Annotated in this window: 16 protein-coding genes, 2 pseudogenes and 1 riboswitch; of the genes and pseudogenes, 4 read left to right on the forward strand and 14 right to left on the reverse strand. The window is 55.8% G+C overall.

From position 1 onward, the window contains the following. Position 1 precedes the first annotated feature (1 nt). Together RSAL33209_RS17765 and RSAL33209_RS05915 are read right to left on the reverse strand one after the other, a co-directional pair. On the reverse strand, positions 2–1,096 hold the full coding sequence (locus RSAL33209_RS17765; RefSeq protein WP_012244785.1) for a hypothetical protein: 1,095 nt from the start codon (positions 1,094–1,096) through the stop codon (positions 2–4). Between the two features lie 9 nt (positions 1,097–1,105). Further along, entirely contained in the window at positions 1,106–1,585 is a 480-nt protein-coding gene (locus tag RSAL33209_RS05915) for a hypothetical protein (protein WP_145962047.1), read from the reverse strand. A gap of 411 nt (positions 1,586–1,996) precedes the next feature. On the opposite strand from RSAL33209_RS05915, the pseudogene RSAL33209_RS16975 reads away from it, so the two are divergent. Continuing rightward, positions 1,997–3,262, forward strand: a pseudogene (locus RSAL33209_RS16975) (IS3 family transposase). 267 nt (positions 3,263–3,529) lie between these two features. Further along, complete coding sequence (locus tag RSAL33209_RS05930; protein ID WP_012244790.1) at positions 3,530–3,913, forward strand: YrdB family protein; 384 nt, start codon at positions 3,530–3,532, stop codon at positions 3,911–3,913. 26 nt (positions 3,914–3,939) lie between these two features. Here the strand turns inward: RSAL33209_RS05930 and crcB are convergent, their stop codons facing one another. The 10 genes and pseudogenes from crcB to RSAL33209_RS05980 form a co-directional block, all read right to left on the reverse strand. Further along, a complete protein-coding gene (crcB, locus tag RSAL33209_RS05935; protein WP_012244791.1) occupies positions 3,940–4,320 on the reverse strand; it encodes a fluoride efflux transporter CrcB in 381 nt (126 codons plus the stop codon). Beyond that, positions 4,317–4,742: a fluoride efflux transporter FluC gene (locus tag RSAL33209_RS05940; RefSeq protein WP_041684527.1), complete on the reverse strand. Its 426-nt coding sequence runs from the start codon at positions 4,740–4,742 to the stop codon at positions 4,317–4,319. The genes crcB and RSAL33209_RS05940 overlap by 4 nt, the downstream gene beginning before the upstream one ends. Then, on the reverse strand, positions 4,739–5,446 hold the full coding sequence (locus RSAL33209_RS05945) for a metal-dependent transcriptional regulator (protein ID WP_012244793.1): 708 nt from the start codon (positions 5,444–5,446) through the stop codon (positions 4,739–4,741). The genes RSAL33209_RS05940 and RSAL33209_RS05945 overlap by 4 nt, the downstream gene beginning before the upstream one ends. Positions 5,447–5,485: 39 nt before the next feature. Then, positions 5,486–6,736: an Nramp family divalent metal transporter gene (locus RSAL33209_RS05950; RefSeq protein WP_012244794.1), complete on the reverse strand. Its 1,251-nt coding sequence runs from the start codon at positions 6,734–6,736 to the stop codon at positions 5,486–5,488. An 86-nt stretch (positions 6,737–6,822) separates the two neighbouring features. Beyond that, positions 6,823–7,596, reverse strand: a complete 774-nt coding sequence (locus tag RSAL33209_RS05955; protein ID WP_049759068.1) for a class I SAM-dependent methyltransferase — start codon at positions 7,594–7,596, stop codon at positions 6,823–6,825. A gap of 72 nt (positions 7,597–7,668) precedes the next feature. Continuing rightward, positions 7,669–9,064, reverse strand: a pseudogene (locus RSAL33209_RS05960) (aminotransferase class V-fold PLP-dependent enzyme). Between the two features lie 50 nt (positions 9,065–9,114). Then, positions 9,115–9,228, reverse strand: a riboswitch (SAM riboswitch). 62 nt (positions 9,229–9,290) lie between these two features. Further along, positions 9,291–10,103, reverse strand: a complete 813-nt coding sequence (hisN, locus tag RSAL33209_RS05965) for a histidinol-phosphatase (RefSeq protein WP_012244798.1) — start codon at positions 10,101–10,103, stop codon at positions 9,291–9,293. 46 nt (positions 10,104–10,149) lie between these two features. Then, the gene (gene rsgA, locus RSAL33209_RS05970) at positions 10,150–11,247 is read right to left on the reverse strand and encodes a ribosome small subunit-dependent GTPase A (protein WP_114597586.1); all 1,098 of its coding nucleotides are present in this window, start codon (positions 11,245–11,247) and stop codon (positions 10,150–10,152) included. Continuing rightward, on the reverse strand, positions 11,223–12,590 hold the full coding sequence (locus tag RSAL33209_RS05975; RefSeq protein ID WP_041685281.1) for a 3-phosphoshikimate 1-carboxyvinyltransferase: 1,368 nt from the start codon (positions 12,588–12,590) through the stop codon (positions 11,223–11,225). Before RSAL33209_RS05975 ends, rsgA begins: the two co-directional genes overlap by 25 nt. A gap of 17 nt (positions 12,591–12,607) precedes the next feature. Further along, entirely contained in the window at positions 12,608–13,108 is a 501-nt protein-coding gene (locus tag RSAL33209_RS05980; protein ID WP_041684529.1) for a DoxX family protein, read from the reverse strand. A gap of 196 nt (positions 13,109–13,304) precedes the next feature. Here RSAL33209_RS05980 and RSAL33209_RS05985 point away from each other — a divergent pair, with 196 nt between their 5' ends. Beyond that, positions 13,305–13,976: a sigma-70 family RNA polymerase sigma factor gene (locus RSAL33209_RS05985; RefSeq protein ID WP_174258556.1), complete on the forward strand. Its 672-nt coding sequence runs from the start codon at positions 13,305–13,307 to the stop codon at positions 13,974–13,976. Then, entirely contained in the window at positions 13,973–14,233 is a 261-nt protein-coding gene (gene rsrA / locus RSAL33209_RS05990; protein WP_012244803.1) for a mycothiol system anti-sigma-R factor, read from the forward strand. The genes RSAL33209_RS05985 and rsrA overlap by 4 nt, the downstream gene beginning before the upstream one ends. A gap of 179 nt (positions 14,234–14,412) precedes the next feature. Here the strand turns inward: rsrA and RSAL33209_RS19995 are convergent, their stop codons facing one another. Both RSAL33209_RS19995 and RSAL33209_RS17490 read right to left on the reverse strand, forming a co-directional pair. After that, positions 14,413–14,487, reverse strand: a complete 75-nt coding sequence (locus RSAL33209_RS19995; RefSeq protein ID WP_369299106.1) for a 50S ribosomal protein bL37 — start codon at positions 14,485–14,487, stop codon at positions 14,413–14,415. Positions 14,488–14,588: 101 nt separating this feature from the next. After that, a complete protein-coding gene (locus RSAL33209_RS17490) occupies positions 14,589–14,750 on the reverse strand; it encodes a hypothetical protein (RefSeq protein WP_155116076.1) in 162 nt (53 codons plus the stop codon). Between the last annotated feature and the right edge of the window lies 1 nt (position 14,751).

Raw genomic sequence — 14,751 nt, forward strand, 5'->3', positions numbered from 1 at the left:
CCTAGGCTCCGTCGTCATATACGCAGAGCTCTCGGCTGGTTATAGAGAATTTGCTTGTTCCCGTAGCACGAGCGACTTCAACGTAGATTCGGACAATCTCATCAGCTGTCGCGGTAAAATTCCAAGAGTATGCCCCAGCAGTGGTTCTGTTGCTCAACGGGGCGGTGATGTGGACTCTGACGTCAGAGAGCCGGGTCCCGACCATAGCGCCAGTCGTGCCTGCCGGCGCCTTACCCAAGAAGATAAAGATCGAATCACTACTTCCGTTGGAGGACTGAAAGTTTGTCTCGAACTTGATTCGATAACGGCGGCCATTGATGAGTTGAACACCATCAATCGAGTCGGGAACACTAGAGTCACCTGAAAGTCCGTCGACCGATTCAGTTTTGAACGAACGGGCAATCAATCCCAAGGCCGGGCTAGTCCAGTTTTTGTGAAAGGACGCGTCGAAGATGTAAGTCGGGTAACCAGGGCAGTCGAGGGCTACAAATTGGGTGCCGTGAAACAAATTCAGCTCATCACGCTCTGCTTGATTCCGAACCGGAATGGGAACGCCGCGAGGCACGGTGTATCGCCAAACTTGGGTAATGGATGCATCTATTGTGGTGCTTGCGCCCGCGGACAGCAGGGCCTCGGATAATACATATGAATTTGCTGGCAACGAGGCAGTTGGTTTGCTCGGTGTTCCGGAGGCGGCTCCTTGGAGCACTGCCAGTACCGGCTTGGACGTCGTCGAATCAGAGGTGGACTCAGGAAACCGGACATAAATTAAGTCCCAGCGGCTGCCAGTGCTTGGCGCGGGAGTTGTGGGTACATCAACGACCCCGTCGTTCGCATACAGCACGACGCCGTCACTACCATTGGTTTCGCGGGCTATCACGCCTTCGAACGGTTTGATGCGATAGATCATCCCGGATTGCGAACCGATGACAATTAAGACATCTTTCTGCGCGAAGAGGCCGGAACGCGGAACACCGTCTGCATTCGTGGCGATGAGCCAGCTGAGGGCTTTGCGAGCAGATCGGGGATCGGTACCTGCCGCTTCGGGAACAGATTTTCCATCTTTGCGAACAAAGATTCCTCGGGTGAGTGCCATGGGTTTCTCCTATCGGATGAAGTGGACCTGCATCATGAGATCGCAAGTCATGTCTGGGTCGGAATGGTAACCAGCTGGGGTATTCGATGCTGCGGAACACCAAAGCTGGATCTTGCCTTCGATCGTGGAACCGACGGCTAGATCTTGCCCGCGAAGTTGGATGAGCGCAGTAGGAACGGAAAGTGATTTCACCACCCGGCTCAATTTGCCGTCAGCGTCGGTCTCTTGGCGAACTATCGTCGGGCCAGCAGCGAGAAAAGTCTCGGCACCAATTTGAAACCTTCCATAAGCTTCGCCCCAGCCCGGGTAACCGGAAGGACTTGCTTTGGCATCCCAAATAATCTGAATTTGTGCACTCAGAGTTACCAAGGCGAAATTGAAAGCTTGTGGCACAACTGCGGTTGTAGTGAGTAGTGCGACTGGCGTGCTGCTCAGGGCAAAACCCACAGAACGTCGTCGATCGTAAGCTGAAGAGATCGAACCAGGCATTGTTCGAGTCTCCAGATCGCTAAGCCGGCGCCCGAAGGCTTGAAACATCTGCGCCATGCCAAACTGATCCTCTGGCCGGCGAGTCGGGTATTACCAGCCTTGATCCTGGCTCATCGGTCCTCCATTGTTGGTGCAATTTCTACTGAAATTCCTTCGGAAGCAAGCTGTCCGGATACCGAAAGAACTCGGGTGCGGTATGGACCTGGGCGAAGGTAAAGATGATCATCCGGGACGAGTATTTGGCACCAATCGCCTGGACGGTAGTCGCCCAGAGCTGGGCTGCCGGAAGGTGTCACAGTCAGTTTCCAGGTCTGCCAAGGTCTACTGCTGGAGGCCACTAGCGCTCGAGCATACGAATCACTGAATCGCCCCGGTGTGTCCGGAGACTTTCTTGTTTGAGAGGATCAGGACATGGCAGGGAAAACTACGACACGGTATCCGCAGGAGTTGAAGGATCGTGCGGTGCGCATGGTTGCGGAGATGGAGGGTGCGTCTTCGGAGTGGGCGGCGATGCAAAAAGTTGCCCAGCTTTTGGGTGTGGGTGTGCCGGAAACGGTGCGTAAATGGGTCCGGCAAGCCGAGATCGATGTTGGTACTAGAACTGGAACAACGAGCACGGAATCGGCCGAGCTGAAACGGTTACGGCGTGAGAACGCTGAGCTGAAACGGGCGAACGCGATCCTTCGGAGTGCTTCAGCTTTTTTCGCGGTCGAACTCGACCGCCACAACACTGATCGTGAAATACGTCAAGGACCATGCCGGTCACCGCGAGAATAATGGATTGCGGTGGGGTGTCGAGTCGATCTGCCAGGTGCTTACTGGGACGGGGTGAAGACCACCCCGTCCACGTACTACGAATGGGTGGATAAAACACGATCTCACCGAGAACAACGTGATGAGGTGCTCAAGCCCGTGATCCAGAAGGTGTATGCCGCTAATTACGGGGTGCACGGCACCAGGAAAGTCTGGTTGGCGAGGAACCGTGAAGGTGTGCCGGTGGCCAGGTGCACGGTAGAACGGCTCATGGGGTTACTTGGCATACAGGGTGCGGTCCGTGGCAAGGTCAAACGCACCACGATCAAAGACTCGAAGGCAGCCCGAGCGAAGGACTTGGTCCGCCGTGATTTCACACCAACGGCACCGGATCGGCTATGGGTAGATGATTTCACCTATGTTTCGACCTGGTCCGGGTGGGTCTATGTTGCCTTCGTGATCGATGCCTACTCTCGGAGGATCCTGGGCTGGTCAGCGAGTGCTTCTATGAACACCGTGCTAGTGCTCAACGCAGTTAATCAGGCAATCTGGAGTCGTGAACGGGCCGGGGCTGAGATTTCCGGGGTGATTCATCATCACGATGCCGGGGCTCAATACGCCTCCTTGGCCTTCACCGAACGCCTGGCCCAGGCCGGTATCCGCCCCTCGATCGGTTCTGTGGGTGATAGTTACGACAACGCCTTGGCGGAAACCATCAACGGGCTTTATAAGACCGAGCTGATCAAACCCGGCAAGCCCTGGCGGACTCTAGAAGAAGTCGAAATCGGCACCGCTGAATGGGCCGATTGGTACAACCACCGAAGGCTCTACCAGTACTGCGGAGACATCCCACCAGTAGAGCTAGAAAACCACTACTACAATCACTACCAGAGCACGGCAGCCGCCGACAGGCTCATCGTCTGAGAAACCCTCCGGACACACCGGAGCGATTCAGAGCGGGGTGGTGAGCACGGAAAGTGCTAGGCAGGTCGCTTTGTTTTCGGCAGTGCTGCTCATTCTGGGTGGAATTGTTTCAGCGATCGGGATACAAGACCCCCATTCGAAAAGAAATGACATGGCAGCGAAGCTGATTCCGCCCGCGACGAATCTTCACCCGTAAGGCGGGCGGCGCTCAGATTGCTAGGATGCTGAATATGGACTACAAAGTGCAACAGTTGACTGACGCTGCCGATGAATAAGTCAACACTGGATTCAAGCCTTACTCTGGCTAACAACGTGATTGCCTTTGTCTTAGAAGTGGCCCTTCTGGTTGCCGCATTTTTTTGGGCGTATAAGACATTCTCTGCACCAACCGGGCTAATAACGGGCCTGCTGCTGGATATCACAATAGTTGTCTTTTGGACTTTCCTTATGGCGCCAAAGTCACGCTTTCGGATCCGCTGGCCAGCTCAGCCTTTAGTAGCACTAGTACTATTTCTGCTTGCCGGATTGGGTTTGATCCTGGCCCAAGCGGGATTATTAGGCATTCTGATGATCATCGTGGCCGTAGCGAATGCCGCGTTGAGCTACTGGCTCAAGTGGAAAAATGGCACAGCATCGAATCCGGATAAATAGCGCTTTAGCTACCGCAAAAGCTGCTTTCAAGCCGCTAGCGACAGCCCTAGCCAAGCGGCGCCAAGGCCTAAGACTAGATTCAACCCGATATTCACCATTGCGCTAAATTTGTTTCCTAGTTGCCATAGTGAAACCGTGGCTACGGCGAAAGAGCTGAACGTGGTCAGTCCGCCCGCAATACCGATGGAAATAGCTGAATGCCAGTCCGGCGAGAGTTCTGCGTGCGAAGCAAAGCCGCCCGCCAGGCCGATAATGAAGCTTCCCAGCACATTTACTGACAAGGTTGCCAACGGAAAATGATGAGCTTGGCCGTGCGCGAAGCGTCCCCGTTGGGCAAAGAAAGAGTCAAGACCAAAGCGCATCAATGCGCCTAGAACTCCTGCGAGACCGACGAATATTACGATCATTGAGATCTCCGAGCGGTGCCCTTGGCTGACCAGTTAGTACCCCAACGTAAGCCAAGCCAGGCCGCACCAAGACCTGCTAAGACTGTTGCCAGCAAATAACCTATCCAGAGGCCATGCAGGCCGACTCGCGCGTACTGATCGACTGCGTAAAATACCGCTGAAAACGTGGTGAATGAGCCAAGCAATCCAGGGCCCAAAGCTGCGCGTAGCCACCAACGCGCGGGACGTCGAGACCAAAGCCCGGTAAGGACGCCAAGCGCGAGTGAGCCCGAGAGGTTGATAAACAGCGTGACAAAGGGGAACGCCGTCGAACTTTCGGGGAAAAGTAAGCCCAATCCGTAACGTAGTTCGGTGCCAAAGAATCCACCCACTGCAACAGCCAGCCAAGCGCTAGCTGGCGGCCAGGAAGTGCTCTGGGTCACCGAACCAAACAATCTTGATGCACTGAAGTGTCCACGACCCACAGAGCAGAGCCAACCTCTTCGCTCAGATCGATCTCTCGGCTTTGCGAGCCGTCACCCAGACGAACCACCAACGCACCGCCAAAAGGCTTACGATCAATGACTTCCACGGCGGCATCCAACTGAATGTTTTCGTCGTCTAAATAGCGCAACAACTTCGGATTTTCATCGCTGATCCGAATTATTTGCCCCCGGTGGCCAGAATCCAGCACTGCTAGTTGATGAGCCGGCGGTAACTCAATGGTGCCGTCAGGCCCAGGAATGGGATCGCCGTGCGGATCTCTGGCTGGGTGGCCAAGTTTCTCGGAAAGCCGTTCGATAAATGTGTCAGAGACCGCATGTTCTAACGTCTCTGCTTCATCATGAACCTGATCCCAGCGATAACCCAGTTCTTGAGCAAGATAAGTTTCCAGCAATCGATGCCGACGCACCATAGAAAGCGCTAGCTTCAGGCCATTGGAGGTCAAAGTGACACTTCCATATGGTTGATGGTCTACTAGCCCGGCATCCTTGAGTTTACGAACCATTTCGGAAACAGATGAATTGGCAACACCTAGCCGGGTTGCCAATTGTGATGAGTTGATCGGCTTATCTTGCCACTCGGTGTAGGCATAGATGGTCTTGACGTAGTCTTCGACGCTCGATGAGGTGGGGTTCGCCTTCACTCACACCACAATACCTTCCCTGGACGGTATAGCTGATAATTAGCTCGTTCCGGTGACTGTAATGAACACTAGAGCCAGATTAAGCGCGACGATCAAAATTGCCGACACTATTGAAACTACCCGGAGCACTAACGAGTCGCGGTGTTCGCCCATGATCTTCTTGCTGAAGGTCAATCGCAGCAACGGGATAAGTGCAAACGGAATGCCAAAACTCAGGGCTACCTGGCTAACCACTAGCGCCCAGGTGGGATCCACGCCGAGGCTGAGCAGAAGGAGCGCTGGAATAAGACTGATCACTCGACGCAAAAGAAGTGGGACCCGGAAGCTCAGTAATCCAGACATGATGGTCGCCCCGGCATAGCAGCCGACCGAAGTAGAAGCTAGGCCGGAGGCGAGCAAGCCGATGCCGAAGATGATGCCCACCGCTGGGCCCAGCGACGCAGTGATAGCTTGGTGGGCTCCGGCGATGCTGTCCGTGCCGTCGACGCCGCGAAGCGTCGAAGCGGCGAGAAGCAACATGCCAATGTTGACGGTGCCAGCGATAAGTAGCGCAACTACGACGTCGACCCTGGTAGCGCGCAAAAGTTGACGCAATTTCCCTGCGCTTGGTGCTTCTGAACCGGCCGGTCGATGCCGGTCCCGGGCTAATGCAGAATGCAGATAGATTGCGTGCGGCATGACGGTAGCGCCAAGCATGCTGGCGGCGAGAAGTACCGATTCTGAGCCGCTGAACCGCGGTAGGAGCCCGGCTACCGCGTCGCCGGCATTTGGTGGGCTGAATATCAGGCCGAAGAGGAAGCCAACCGTGATGATCGCTAACAAAAAGATAATGACCGATTCGAAATGGCGTTGACCAAATCGATTTTGCACCGCGAGCATTGCCATCGACAGGACACCAACGATGAGTCCGCCTATGGGGAGGGGGAGTCCGAAGAGTAGATTCAAGGCGATGGCTCCGCCGATTACTTCCGCAAGGTCAGTAGCCATCGCCGTGAGCTCAGCTTGGAGCCAGAATGCTCGTCGTGCGGTTGGTTGGAGCCGAGTCCCCAAAACTTCAGGGAGCGATTTACCCGTTACCAAGCCCAGCTTGGCTGACTGGTACTGGATCATCATGGCCATCAGATTCGCTGCTACCAAAACCCAGACCAGGAGGTAACCGAACTTTGCGCCGCTGGTGAGATTCGCGGCGACGTTGCCAGGATCAACGTAAGCAATTGCCGCGACGAAGGCCGGGCCCAGCATGAAAATTGTTCTGGCCGGAACCTTGATCTTTGACGTCTTTTGCAGCACACATTCTCCTGAAAATCGGTGTGCCTACTAAAATAATTTAGGCATAACGAAATTCTAGGCTTATGGCTTCGATTTGGCAATCAAGCTCAGGACTTTTTTACCTGCCGAGCAATCGTCAGATAGGGCAAATCAAGTTGATCCTCGGCTCGGTGTCCTAGATGCTCAAAAAGGTACCAGTTCATGTTCTGGATAACCTTCGCGCGGCTTGTTTCGTTGGCGCGCAGATAGTAGCTCCGAGATTTGACCAATTCAATCAACTCCGCTGGGCAGAGAGTTTGGTTCCAATGGCTCAAATGCGAACGCGCTGGGCTAAACTCCTTGCCAATGACGGGTTGATGATCGCTTTGATGAACGTCACCGGCGTGCATGATTCTGGACAGTCGATGTACCCAAGGCACACGTACGTCCAGCTGGTTCCAAATGAGGCCGAATGTGCCGCCTGGACGCAACACTCGTGCGATTTCAGTGCTCGCCGCGATCGGATCGAACCAATGCCAGGCCTGGGCAACCAGCACTGCATCGGCGCTCGCTGTTGCCAACGAGCTACCTTCAGCGCTGCCGACCACTGTGCGTACCTCTGGAAAGCGTTGATTAAGCTGTCTGAGCATATTCGCCGAAGGATCAACTGCCGTCACCTCGAGTCCAATGTCAACGAGCCGCTCAGTGAATTTTCCGGTGCCTGCGCCAAGGTCAACCACTTGTTTCGCCCCGGCCGGAACCAGCCAGCGAGCGGGTCCGTCCGGATAACCAGGGCGAACCCGCTCGTAAAGTTCACCGCCGGTGGCAAAAGCCGAGCCGAGCTCGCGACGTCGAAGATCTTCAATTTTGGGCCCGCTTGATTGCTGCGGATTGATGGGCACGAGTGCGGCCTCCTCATAGCGGTTTGCGTGTTTCAGCGCCTCCACTCTAATCCACCCGGCTACCCGGGCGAACTATTCAGTTGCGCACGGCGCAGCGCCAGCGGTGCCGTGGGTATTGGGCGCCCAGTCGGGGAAGACCCGGGAGTCATTGGCCGGTACCCAACGGCCGGCGTCGACGACGTAGTCCCAGCTAGGGCCTTGTTCTACCAAAGTGCGGACGCCAGCAATAAGTTGGTTGACGTCCTCAAGTCTGGACCCGACGCCGAAGCTCGCGCGAAGAGATTCCGGAAGGCAGCCCTAAACGGCGCAGCAAGGGGTGGGCGCAAAACCTGCCATCGCGGACGCCAACGGCAAATTCCGCGGACAAGAACGCCGCAGCCAAGCCTGAATCGTAGCCTTCGATCGAGAAATTTACCACGCCGATGCTGCCGCCGCCGGGGTAACTATCGGTGTCTTTAAACAGCGTGTGTACCCGAACGCCCGGGATCTCTGCCAATGTCTCAATTAGCGTGCTTCGAAGCTGGTCTTCGTGCTCGCGCCAAGCAATCGGGTCCAGGTTAGCTAGCGCCTCGGCGGCCCGGGCCAATGTCGCGGCGCCCAAGACATTCGGCGTGCCGCCTTCATGCCTTGCGGGGCCTTCTGCCCAGCTGACCGAATCAAGTCGGACTTCGCGCACCGCACCGCCACCAAAGAGATTGGGTAGGCCGCCGTCGAGCCAATCAGGGCGACCAACCAACACGCCCGCGCCAAAGGGAGCGTAGAGCTTGTGGCCAGAAAAGGCTAGATAGTCAATGCCAGCGGCGCTGATATCGATGCGGCGGTGCGGAGCCAACTGCGCCGCGTCGACGACGATCCTGGCTCCGTGTCGATGGGCCAATGCGGCCAGCTCGGCTACTGGGAGAATTTCGCCAGTGACGTTTGAGGCGCCAGTGATAGCGAGTAGCGAAACCGGTCCAGCAGCAAACTCTGCTTCAAGTACCGAAATTGTCTCGGCAATAGTGTCCGCAGCGAGCACGCTTCGATGCGGTAGCGACTGCCAAGGCAGCAGATTAGCGTGATGCTCAATATCCAAATACAGCACGTCGCCCTGCGTTGCGCCGTCCGCTTCTGGCAGGCAACGAGCCAACAGATTCAGCGAATCAGTGGTGTTCCGCGTGAAAATCACGGCGTCGTCTGCTCGGCCACCGATAAAGGTTCGTACGATGTTTCGAGCATTTTCATAGACCGAGGTGCTGATTTGCGAGGCATAGCCAGCGCCACGATGAACACTGGCGTAATAAGGCAAGATTTCCTGCAAATACTCAGCAACCGATTCGATTGCCGGAGCAGAAGCAGCATAATCCAGATTGACGTACCGGGTTTGACCGCCGTGAATCAGCGGTGCTTGTAGTTCTGCACCCACAACCGGAAGTAACGCGGGCAGATCGATCTTATTCGGGGCGGGGTTTTCGACAGTAAGCGTGCTCATGAGACCTCGTTTAAAGAAAACCTCCACTGTTTGGCCGTGACAGGCCTGGAAGGTCGCGCTTGCCGGGACCACTCCGGTCCGGCCAGGTCGTCACCCGGGGCACCCCGCCGCGATAGGAGGGTTGCCGGCCAGCAAACCGGGGTTTAACGCTGGCACTCGTGACCTGAAACAAGCCTAAAGGAATCAGGCAGGTCTTCGCACACTGTTACGGAACACTGCTTTGTGCTTAGATCAGCGGATCCAGCTGTGGGTTCAGCAGACGCAATACTTCTGAGTGCAGAATTCCATTAGTGGCCAAGGCATTTCCACCAAAGGGGCCTTCCGTGCCTTCCAAGGAGGTGAATCTGCCGCCGGCTTCAGTCACGATGGGAACCAAAGCTGCCATATCGTGCAGGTTCAGCTCGGGTTCGCAGGCGATGTCTACCGCGCCTTCGGCAACTAGGCAGTACGACCAGAAATCGCCGTAGGCCCGGCTCCGCCAGGTGGAATCCATTAAAGTAGTGAATTCGGAAAGATTGCCCCGCTCACGCCAGCCCTTAAGCGAGGAATAAGACAAGGAAGCATCGGCTAGTTTTGACACGTTGGAGACTCGAAGTCTGCTCGCTGCAGCCAAAGATTTTCCAGTGAATGCACCGGTCCCTTTAGAAGCCCACCAACGTTTGCCCAGCGCTGGCGCACTGACTAACCCGACGACCGGCACGCCCTCATCTACCAAGCAGATCAGCGTGGCCCAGACCGGCACGCCCCGAACAAAGTTTTTAGTACCATCAATCGGATCGATGATCCACCGGCGGGATCCATGGCCGGAACTGCCAAATTCCTCGCCTAAGATCGCATCTCGCGGCCGAGACCTCGACAACTGGCTCCGGATCGCCTCTTCAGCGCTTTTGTCTGCGTCAGTTACCGGAGTCAGGTCGGGCTTGGTCTCAATTTTCAGATCGAGAGCCTTGAATCGGTCCATAGTCTGAGCATCAACGGAGTCTGCGATGACGTGCGCGAGGCGTAGATCATCGTTGTAACCTTGCGGGGCGAAGTTCATGCCTCAACGCTATCCTGAAATTTCAAGAATTCTGAGTATTCTTCGCTCAGTTCGAGCTCGTGCCTGTATTCGACGGACTTGCCAGCACTGCGGCAAGCAAACGGCGGAAGGATGCTAATCGTTCTGGTCCGCTTTCACCGGCGTTTCCCTCCGTAACCCAAGCGTCTAGCCCGCATTCGGGCGCCTCGGCGTCGTGCTTGCAACCGCGTGGGCAATCTTCCAAGCCCGGTAATAAATCAGGGAAGGCGTTCAAGATCCGGGCCGGATCAACATGCGCTAAACCAAATGATCTAATGCCAGGTGTATCAATAATCCAACTACCGGGCTGAGCTTCGGCGAGTGGCAGCGCAAGCGCGGATGAAGAGGTATGCCGGCCACGGCCAGTCACCAAATTTACGCCGCCGGTTGCACGGGCAGCACCGGTGAGTGCGTTGACCATAGTGGATTTCCCGACGCCGGAATGGCCAACCAGAACCGAGACTTTGCCATTTAGATGTTCGCTGAGTTTTTCCACTGCGTCATTCGCTAACGCTGCAGATCCAGTTTCTGCTTGAACGCCAATTGTTCGGCTGAGCACGATGGTGAAATCGAGCTGTTCATAATGTGCCAGCAATTCGGCTGGGTCTTTCACATCCGTTTTGGTGATGAGCAGGATCGGATCGAGCCCAGCATCGTAGGCGGCAACTAGTGCGCGGTCGATAAAACCGGTGCGAGGCTCGGGGTTTGCCGCAGCGACCACAATGACCAGCTGGTCCGCATTGGCCACTAACACTCGCTCAACTGGATCGGAATCATCAGCAGAACGACGTAACAGAGTTTTGCGTCCCTCTATCCGAACCAATCGAGACAAAGTGTCTGGCTCGCCGGAAGTATCACCGACTAGCGAGACGAAATCACCTACGACAACTGGTGAGCGACGCAGTTCGCGGGCTCGGGCGGCGATCAAGACGCGTTCAGTATCGAGTCCTTCGTCAACGATCGCGGTATAGCGGCCGCGGTCGACAGTGATAATCCGACCGATGAGTGCGTCAGAATACGCTGGTCGATCTTTGGTTCGCGGACGAGTTCCTTTTTTGTTAGGCCGAATCCGAACATCAGACTCATCCCATTCGCGGGCCACTATTGAGCCAACATCCGGTGCCATAGTTCGGGAAACTCCGGCATTGTCTTTGCTGTGGTCGCGATATTTTCGACGGCGACGCCGGGCACTGCAAGACCGATGATCGCGCCCGCAGTAGCCATTCGGTGGTCGGCGTAGCTGTGGAATATCCCGCTATGCAAGGGCTGTGGCTCGATGATTAGGCCATCGGCAGTCTCAGCCACGTGCCCACCGAGGGCATTGATCTCAGCCGCAAGAGCGGCAAGGCGGTCGGTCTCGTGCCCACGAAGATGAGCGATGCCGGTTAGTCTGCTGGGTCCCTCGGCCAAGGCACAGAGTGCAGCAACCGTAGGCGCCAGTTCTGAGGTGTCAGCTAGCTCTACGCCGCTAATGTGTGCGCCGCCAGTCACTATGAGCGTGTCGCCCTCCAGGACGACGTCGGCGCCAAAGGCGGTAAGAATTTCGCGCCAAGAATCACCGACTTGGCTTGTGTGAACTGGCCAACCCGTGATGCGGACCGTGCCTCTGGACACCAGCGCTGCGGCAAGGAACGGGCCAGCATTTGATAAATCCTGTTCGACGATGACATCGAAGGCTCGGATCGGTCCAGCAGCGACGATCCAATGATTCGGTACCGAATCATCTACCTCGACGCCAGCTTCGCGTAACAGGCGGACAGTCATTGCGATGTGATCTAGGCTCGGCACCGGCTTGCCAAGGTGTTCCAGATGCAGCCCGTTTTTGAACTGTGGCGCGGCAAGTAGCAAAGCTGAAACGAATTGTGAGGATCCCGAAGAATCGAGTGAAATATAGCCACCCTCGACGGATCCAGCAGCGTCGAGTACGAAGGGGAGGCTTTGCGGCAGAGCCGTGTTTTGGCTCGCGTCTTCGGCGGCGTGATCTTCTTGAACCGATTGGACAGATTGAACAGATTTGACCGGTCGAACAGCGACGCCTAATGAACTCAATGAGGTCAGCACCGGTCCCATCGGACGCAGCCGGGCATGTTCATCGCCGTCGAACTGGATTAGACCCTCAACGAGAGCGGCAAGCGGCGGCACGAAGCGCATGACCGTGCCAGCCAAACCACAGTCGATAGCAGTTTGACCGATTTTTTGTCCTACTTTGATCGGCGTTACCAGAAGGTCCGGACCGTAAGCGCCTTGCCCCGGCGTCTCCTTAATTTCTGCACCAAGCTGCCGCAAGGCTTGAACCATCAGGAGTGAATCACGTGAGTGCAGCGGGGCGCGAAGTCGGGAAGGACCATCGGCAAGCGCCGCCAAAACGAGATAGCGATTGGTTAGTGATTTAGAGCCGGGTACCGTGAGATCAGCCGAGATGGGCTTTTCTGCAACCGGGGCTGGCCATAAGTTATCGGATTCAAGCATTGTTCCGGTTTGGTTCACTATCCCTGCACCGCGTCAGAGATCGAGTTTGCAGTCTTTTTCAATTGCTTCTTGCCAGCCTTTTTGCCAGATTCGGCCAAATGCTCCGCGCGCCAGGCGAGGCCGGGCTTGCCAGCAGTATCAACAGATGCCAGTAAGACTCCGCCAAGCAGAGAGACGTTCTTCAGCAATTGCGTACGCTGCCACCGTCGGCCTTCAGCCGTGGTGGTGTCTGCTGAGCCGAACTCGGCTGTGGCGTTGACGGTTGAAGTAACCGCCAATAAGAATCCAGCGAAACGAGGGAGCTTTCCCACCGCGAGTAAAATTCCGGCGCCAAGCTGCACTCCGCCGATGGCCCGGGCTACGAGTTTTTCGTCTGCTTTGGGCAACGCATTGGCCACAGGCCGGAGGACTATGCCCAGGTTTTGAGCCGTTTCGTCCGCGTGTCGGATTCTGCCGATCCCGCCGACAATGAAACTCGAAGCGAGCAACGGACGAGCTATGGCGCGGACGAGTGACATCAAGAGCCTCCTGTTGATTGGTGCTGGTGAGTTCTAGTCTGGCACTTTTACGGAATAATTTCGCTCCCGGCCAAGTTTGGATGGTTAGAAGTCGAGAGAAAAGGACATCATGGCTGAGTTGCGTTTGGCAGCGCCTGGACGAGCTGACGTCACCGCAGGCGATAACCCGTTGCGTCTGAGACTAGACTTGAAGACAATGAGCAACGCTAGCAATGAAGTCCTGACCTCCGCGTCCGAGGAACTTGTGGTCGATCCAACTACGGAGTCGATCGAAGATCGTCGTGTGCGCTTTGAACGTGATGCCATGCAGTACGTTGATCAGCTGTATTCAGCTGCAATGCGGATGGCACGTAATCCCTCCGATGCTGAGGACCTGGTCCAAGAGGCATATACGAAGGCATTTTCAGCCTTTCATCAGTACCGGCCAGGTACGAATCTGAAGGCTTGGTTGTACCGGATTCTGACGAACACGTATATCAACCTTTACCGGAAACGTCAGCGTGAGCCGTTGCAGTCTGGGTCTGATCAGATCGAAGACTGGCAATTGGCTCGGGCCGAGTCGCATACCTCATCAGGGCTGCGAAGCGCCGAAGCTGAAGCTTTGGATCATTTGCCAGATTCTGATGTGAAGCGGGCATTGCAGTCGATTCCGGAAGAGTTCAGGTTGGCGGTCTATTTCGCCGACGTCGAAGGCTTCGCTTATAAAGAGATTTCAGACATCATGAATACGCCGATCGGCACCGTGATGTCGCGATTGCATCGCGGGCGAAAGATGTTGCGCGAGATGCTAGCCGACTATGCCGCCGAACGCGGATTCACGGCGAGTAATACACAGGACAGAGTTGAAACTAGGGGAAGTGCTTCATGAACGACTGCCAGAGTCTAGGGGATTGCGAAGACTCGCGCGTCCAAAAGATTTACGAATATTTGGACGGCGCGTTATCTTGCGATGATCTTGCCGAGATCAAGGACCATCTGGATACTTGCGCCGATTGCGCCGGTAAACACGATTTGGAGTGCGTCATTCGATCAGTCGTGAAGCGCTCCTGCACGGAAGCTGCGCCAGAGAACCTCAAGGCGTCGATTTTGGAGCGTATTCACGCGGTGAACTCAGTCAACTCTTAGAGTTTGAGGCACGCGGTCTCGTTGTTTCTGGTGGCTATCTCCCAGGAGCAGCGGCCGCCCAGCGGGACAAAATGGTACTTCCCACTCAGATAGCTGATTCAGCGGGACTGAATGGGAGCACAAAAAGAAAGACCCCCTCGGATCAAGCGGATTCTTGCCGAAGGGGTCTTTTTCACGTCTCAGGTGTTGGGGCGCTTACCGTGGTTCGCGCCGCCACGCTTCCGGTCACGACGCTTGCGTGCACGCTTTGACATAGCAGCCTCCATTCCTCTATTGATACTGAATACTTCAGATGAGCTCTGAAACGAGCTCAAAAAGATTCGCATCCAAGTCTTTCACACCTTTGCTGTCCGGCCTAACCGGGAAGTTGATAGGCCACGATTTTTGCGCCCGCGGCCAGGTCGTTGTCTGCCACTAGCCGCAATCCCTGCGTCGTATTGTGCGGAAGGTTCTGCCGCCGTCGGCTTGTCTCGGCATCGAAGCGGCGTGGTGGGAGGTGGTTCCAAACTAGTTGCATC

Source organism: Renibacterium salmoninarum ATCC 33209 (assembly GCF_000018885.1).
Taxonomy (GTDB): domain Bacteria; phylum Actinomycetota; class Actinomycetes; order Actinomycetales; family Micrococcaceae; genus Renibacterium; species Renibacterium salmoninarum.

Bases quoted from the DNA above. Each gene is read 5' to 3' on its own strand.
- RSAL33209_RS05915 (WP_145962047.1), bottom strand. From the start codon at position 1,585: ATGCCTGGTTCGATCTCTTCAGCTTACGATCGACGACGTTCTGTGGGT.
- RSAL33209_RS05930 (WP_012244790.1), top strand. From the start codon at position 3,530: ATGAATAAGTCAACACTGGATTCAAGCCTTACTCTGGCTAACAACGTG.
- rsrA (WP_012244803.1), top strand. From the start codon at position 13,973: ATGAACGACTGCCAGAGTCTAGGGGATTGCGAAGACTCGCGCGTCCAA.
- RSAL33209_RS17490 (WP_155116076.1), bottom strand. From the start codon at position 14,750: ATGCAACTAGTTTGGAACCACCTCCCACCACGCCGCTTCGATGCCGAG.
- RSAL33209_RS05985 (WP_174258556.1), top strand. From the start codon at position 13,305: ATGAGCAACGCTAGCAATGAAGTCCTGACCTCCGCGTCCGAGGAACTT.
- crcB (WP_012244791.1), bottom strand. From the start codon at position 4,320: ATGATCGTAATATTCGTCGGTCTCGCAGGAGTTCTAGGCGCATTGATG.
- RSAL33209_RS05980 (WP_041684529.1), bottom strand. From the start codon at position 13,108: ATGTCACTCGTCCGCGCCATAGCTCGTCCGTTGCTCGCTTCGAGTTTC.
- rsgA (WP_114597586.1), bottom strand. From the start codon at position 11,247: ATGGCACCGGATGTTGGCTCAATAGTGGCCCGCGAATGGGATGAGTCT.
- RSAL33209_RS17765 (WP_012244785.1), bottom strand. From the start codon at position 1,096: ATGGCACTCACCCGAGGAATCTTTGTTCGCAAAGATGGAAAATCTGTT.
- hisN (WP_012244798.1), bottom strand. From the start codon at position 10,103: ATGAACTTCGCCCCGCAAGGTTACAACGATGATCTACGCCTCGCGCAC.
- RSAL33209_RS05975 (WP_041685281.1), bottom strand. From the start codon at position 12,590: ATGCTTGAATCCGATAACTTATGGCCAGCCCCGGTTGCAGAAAAGCCC.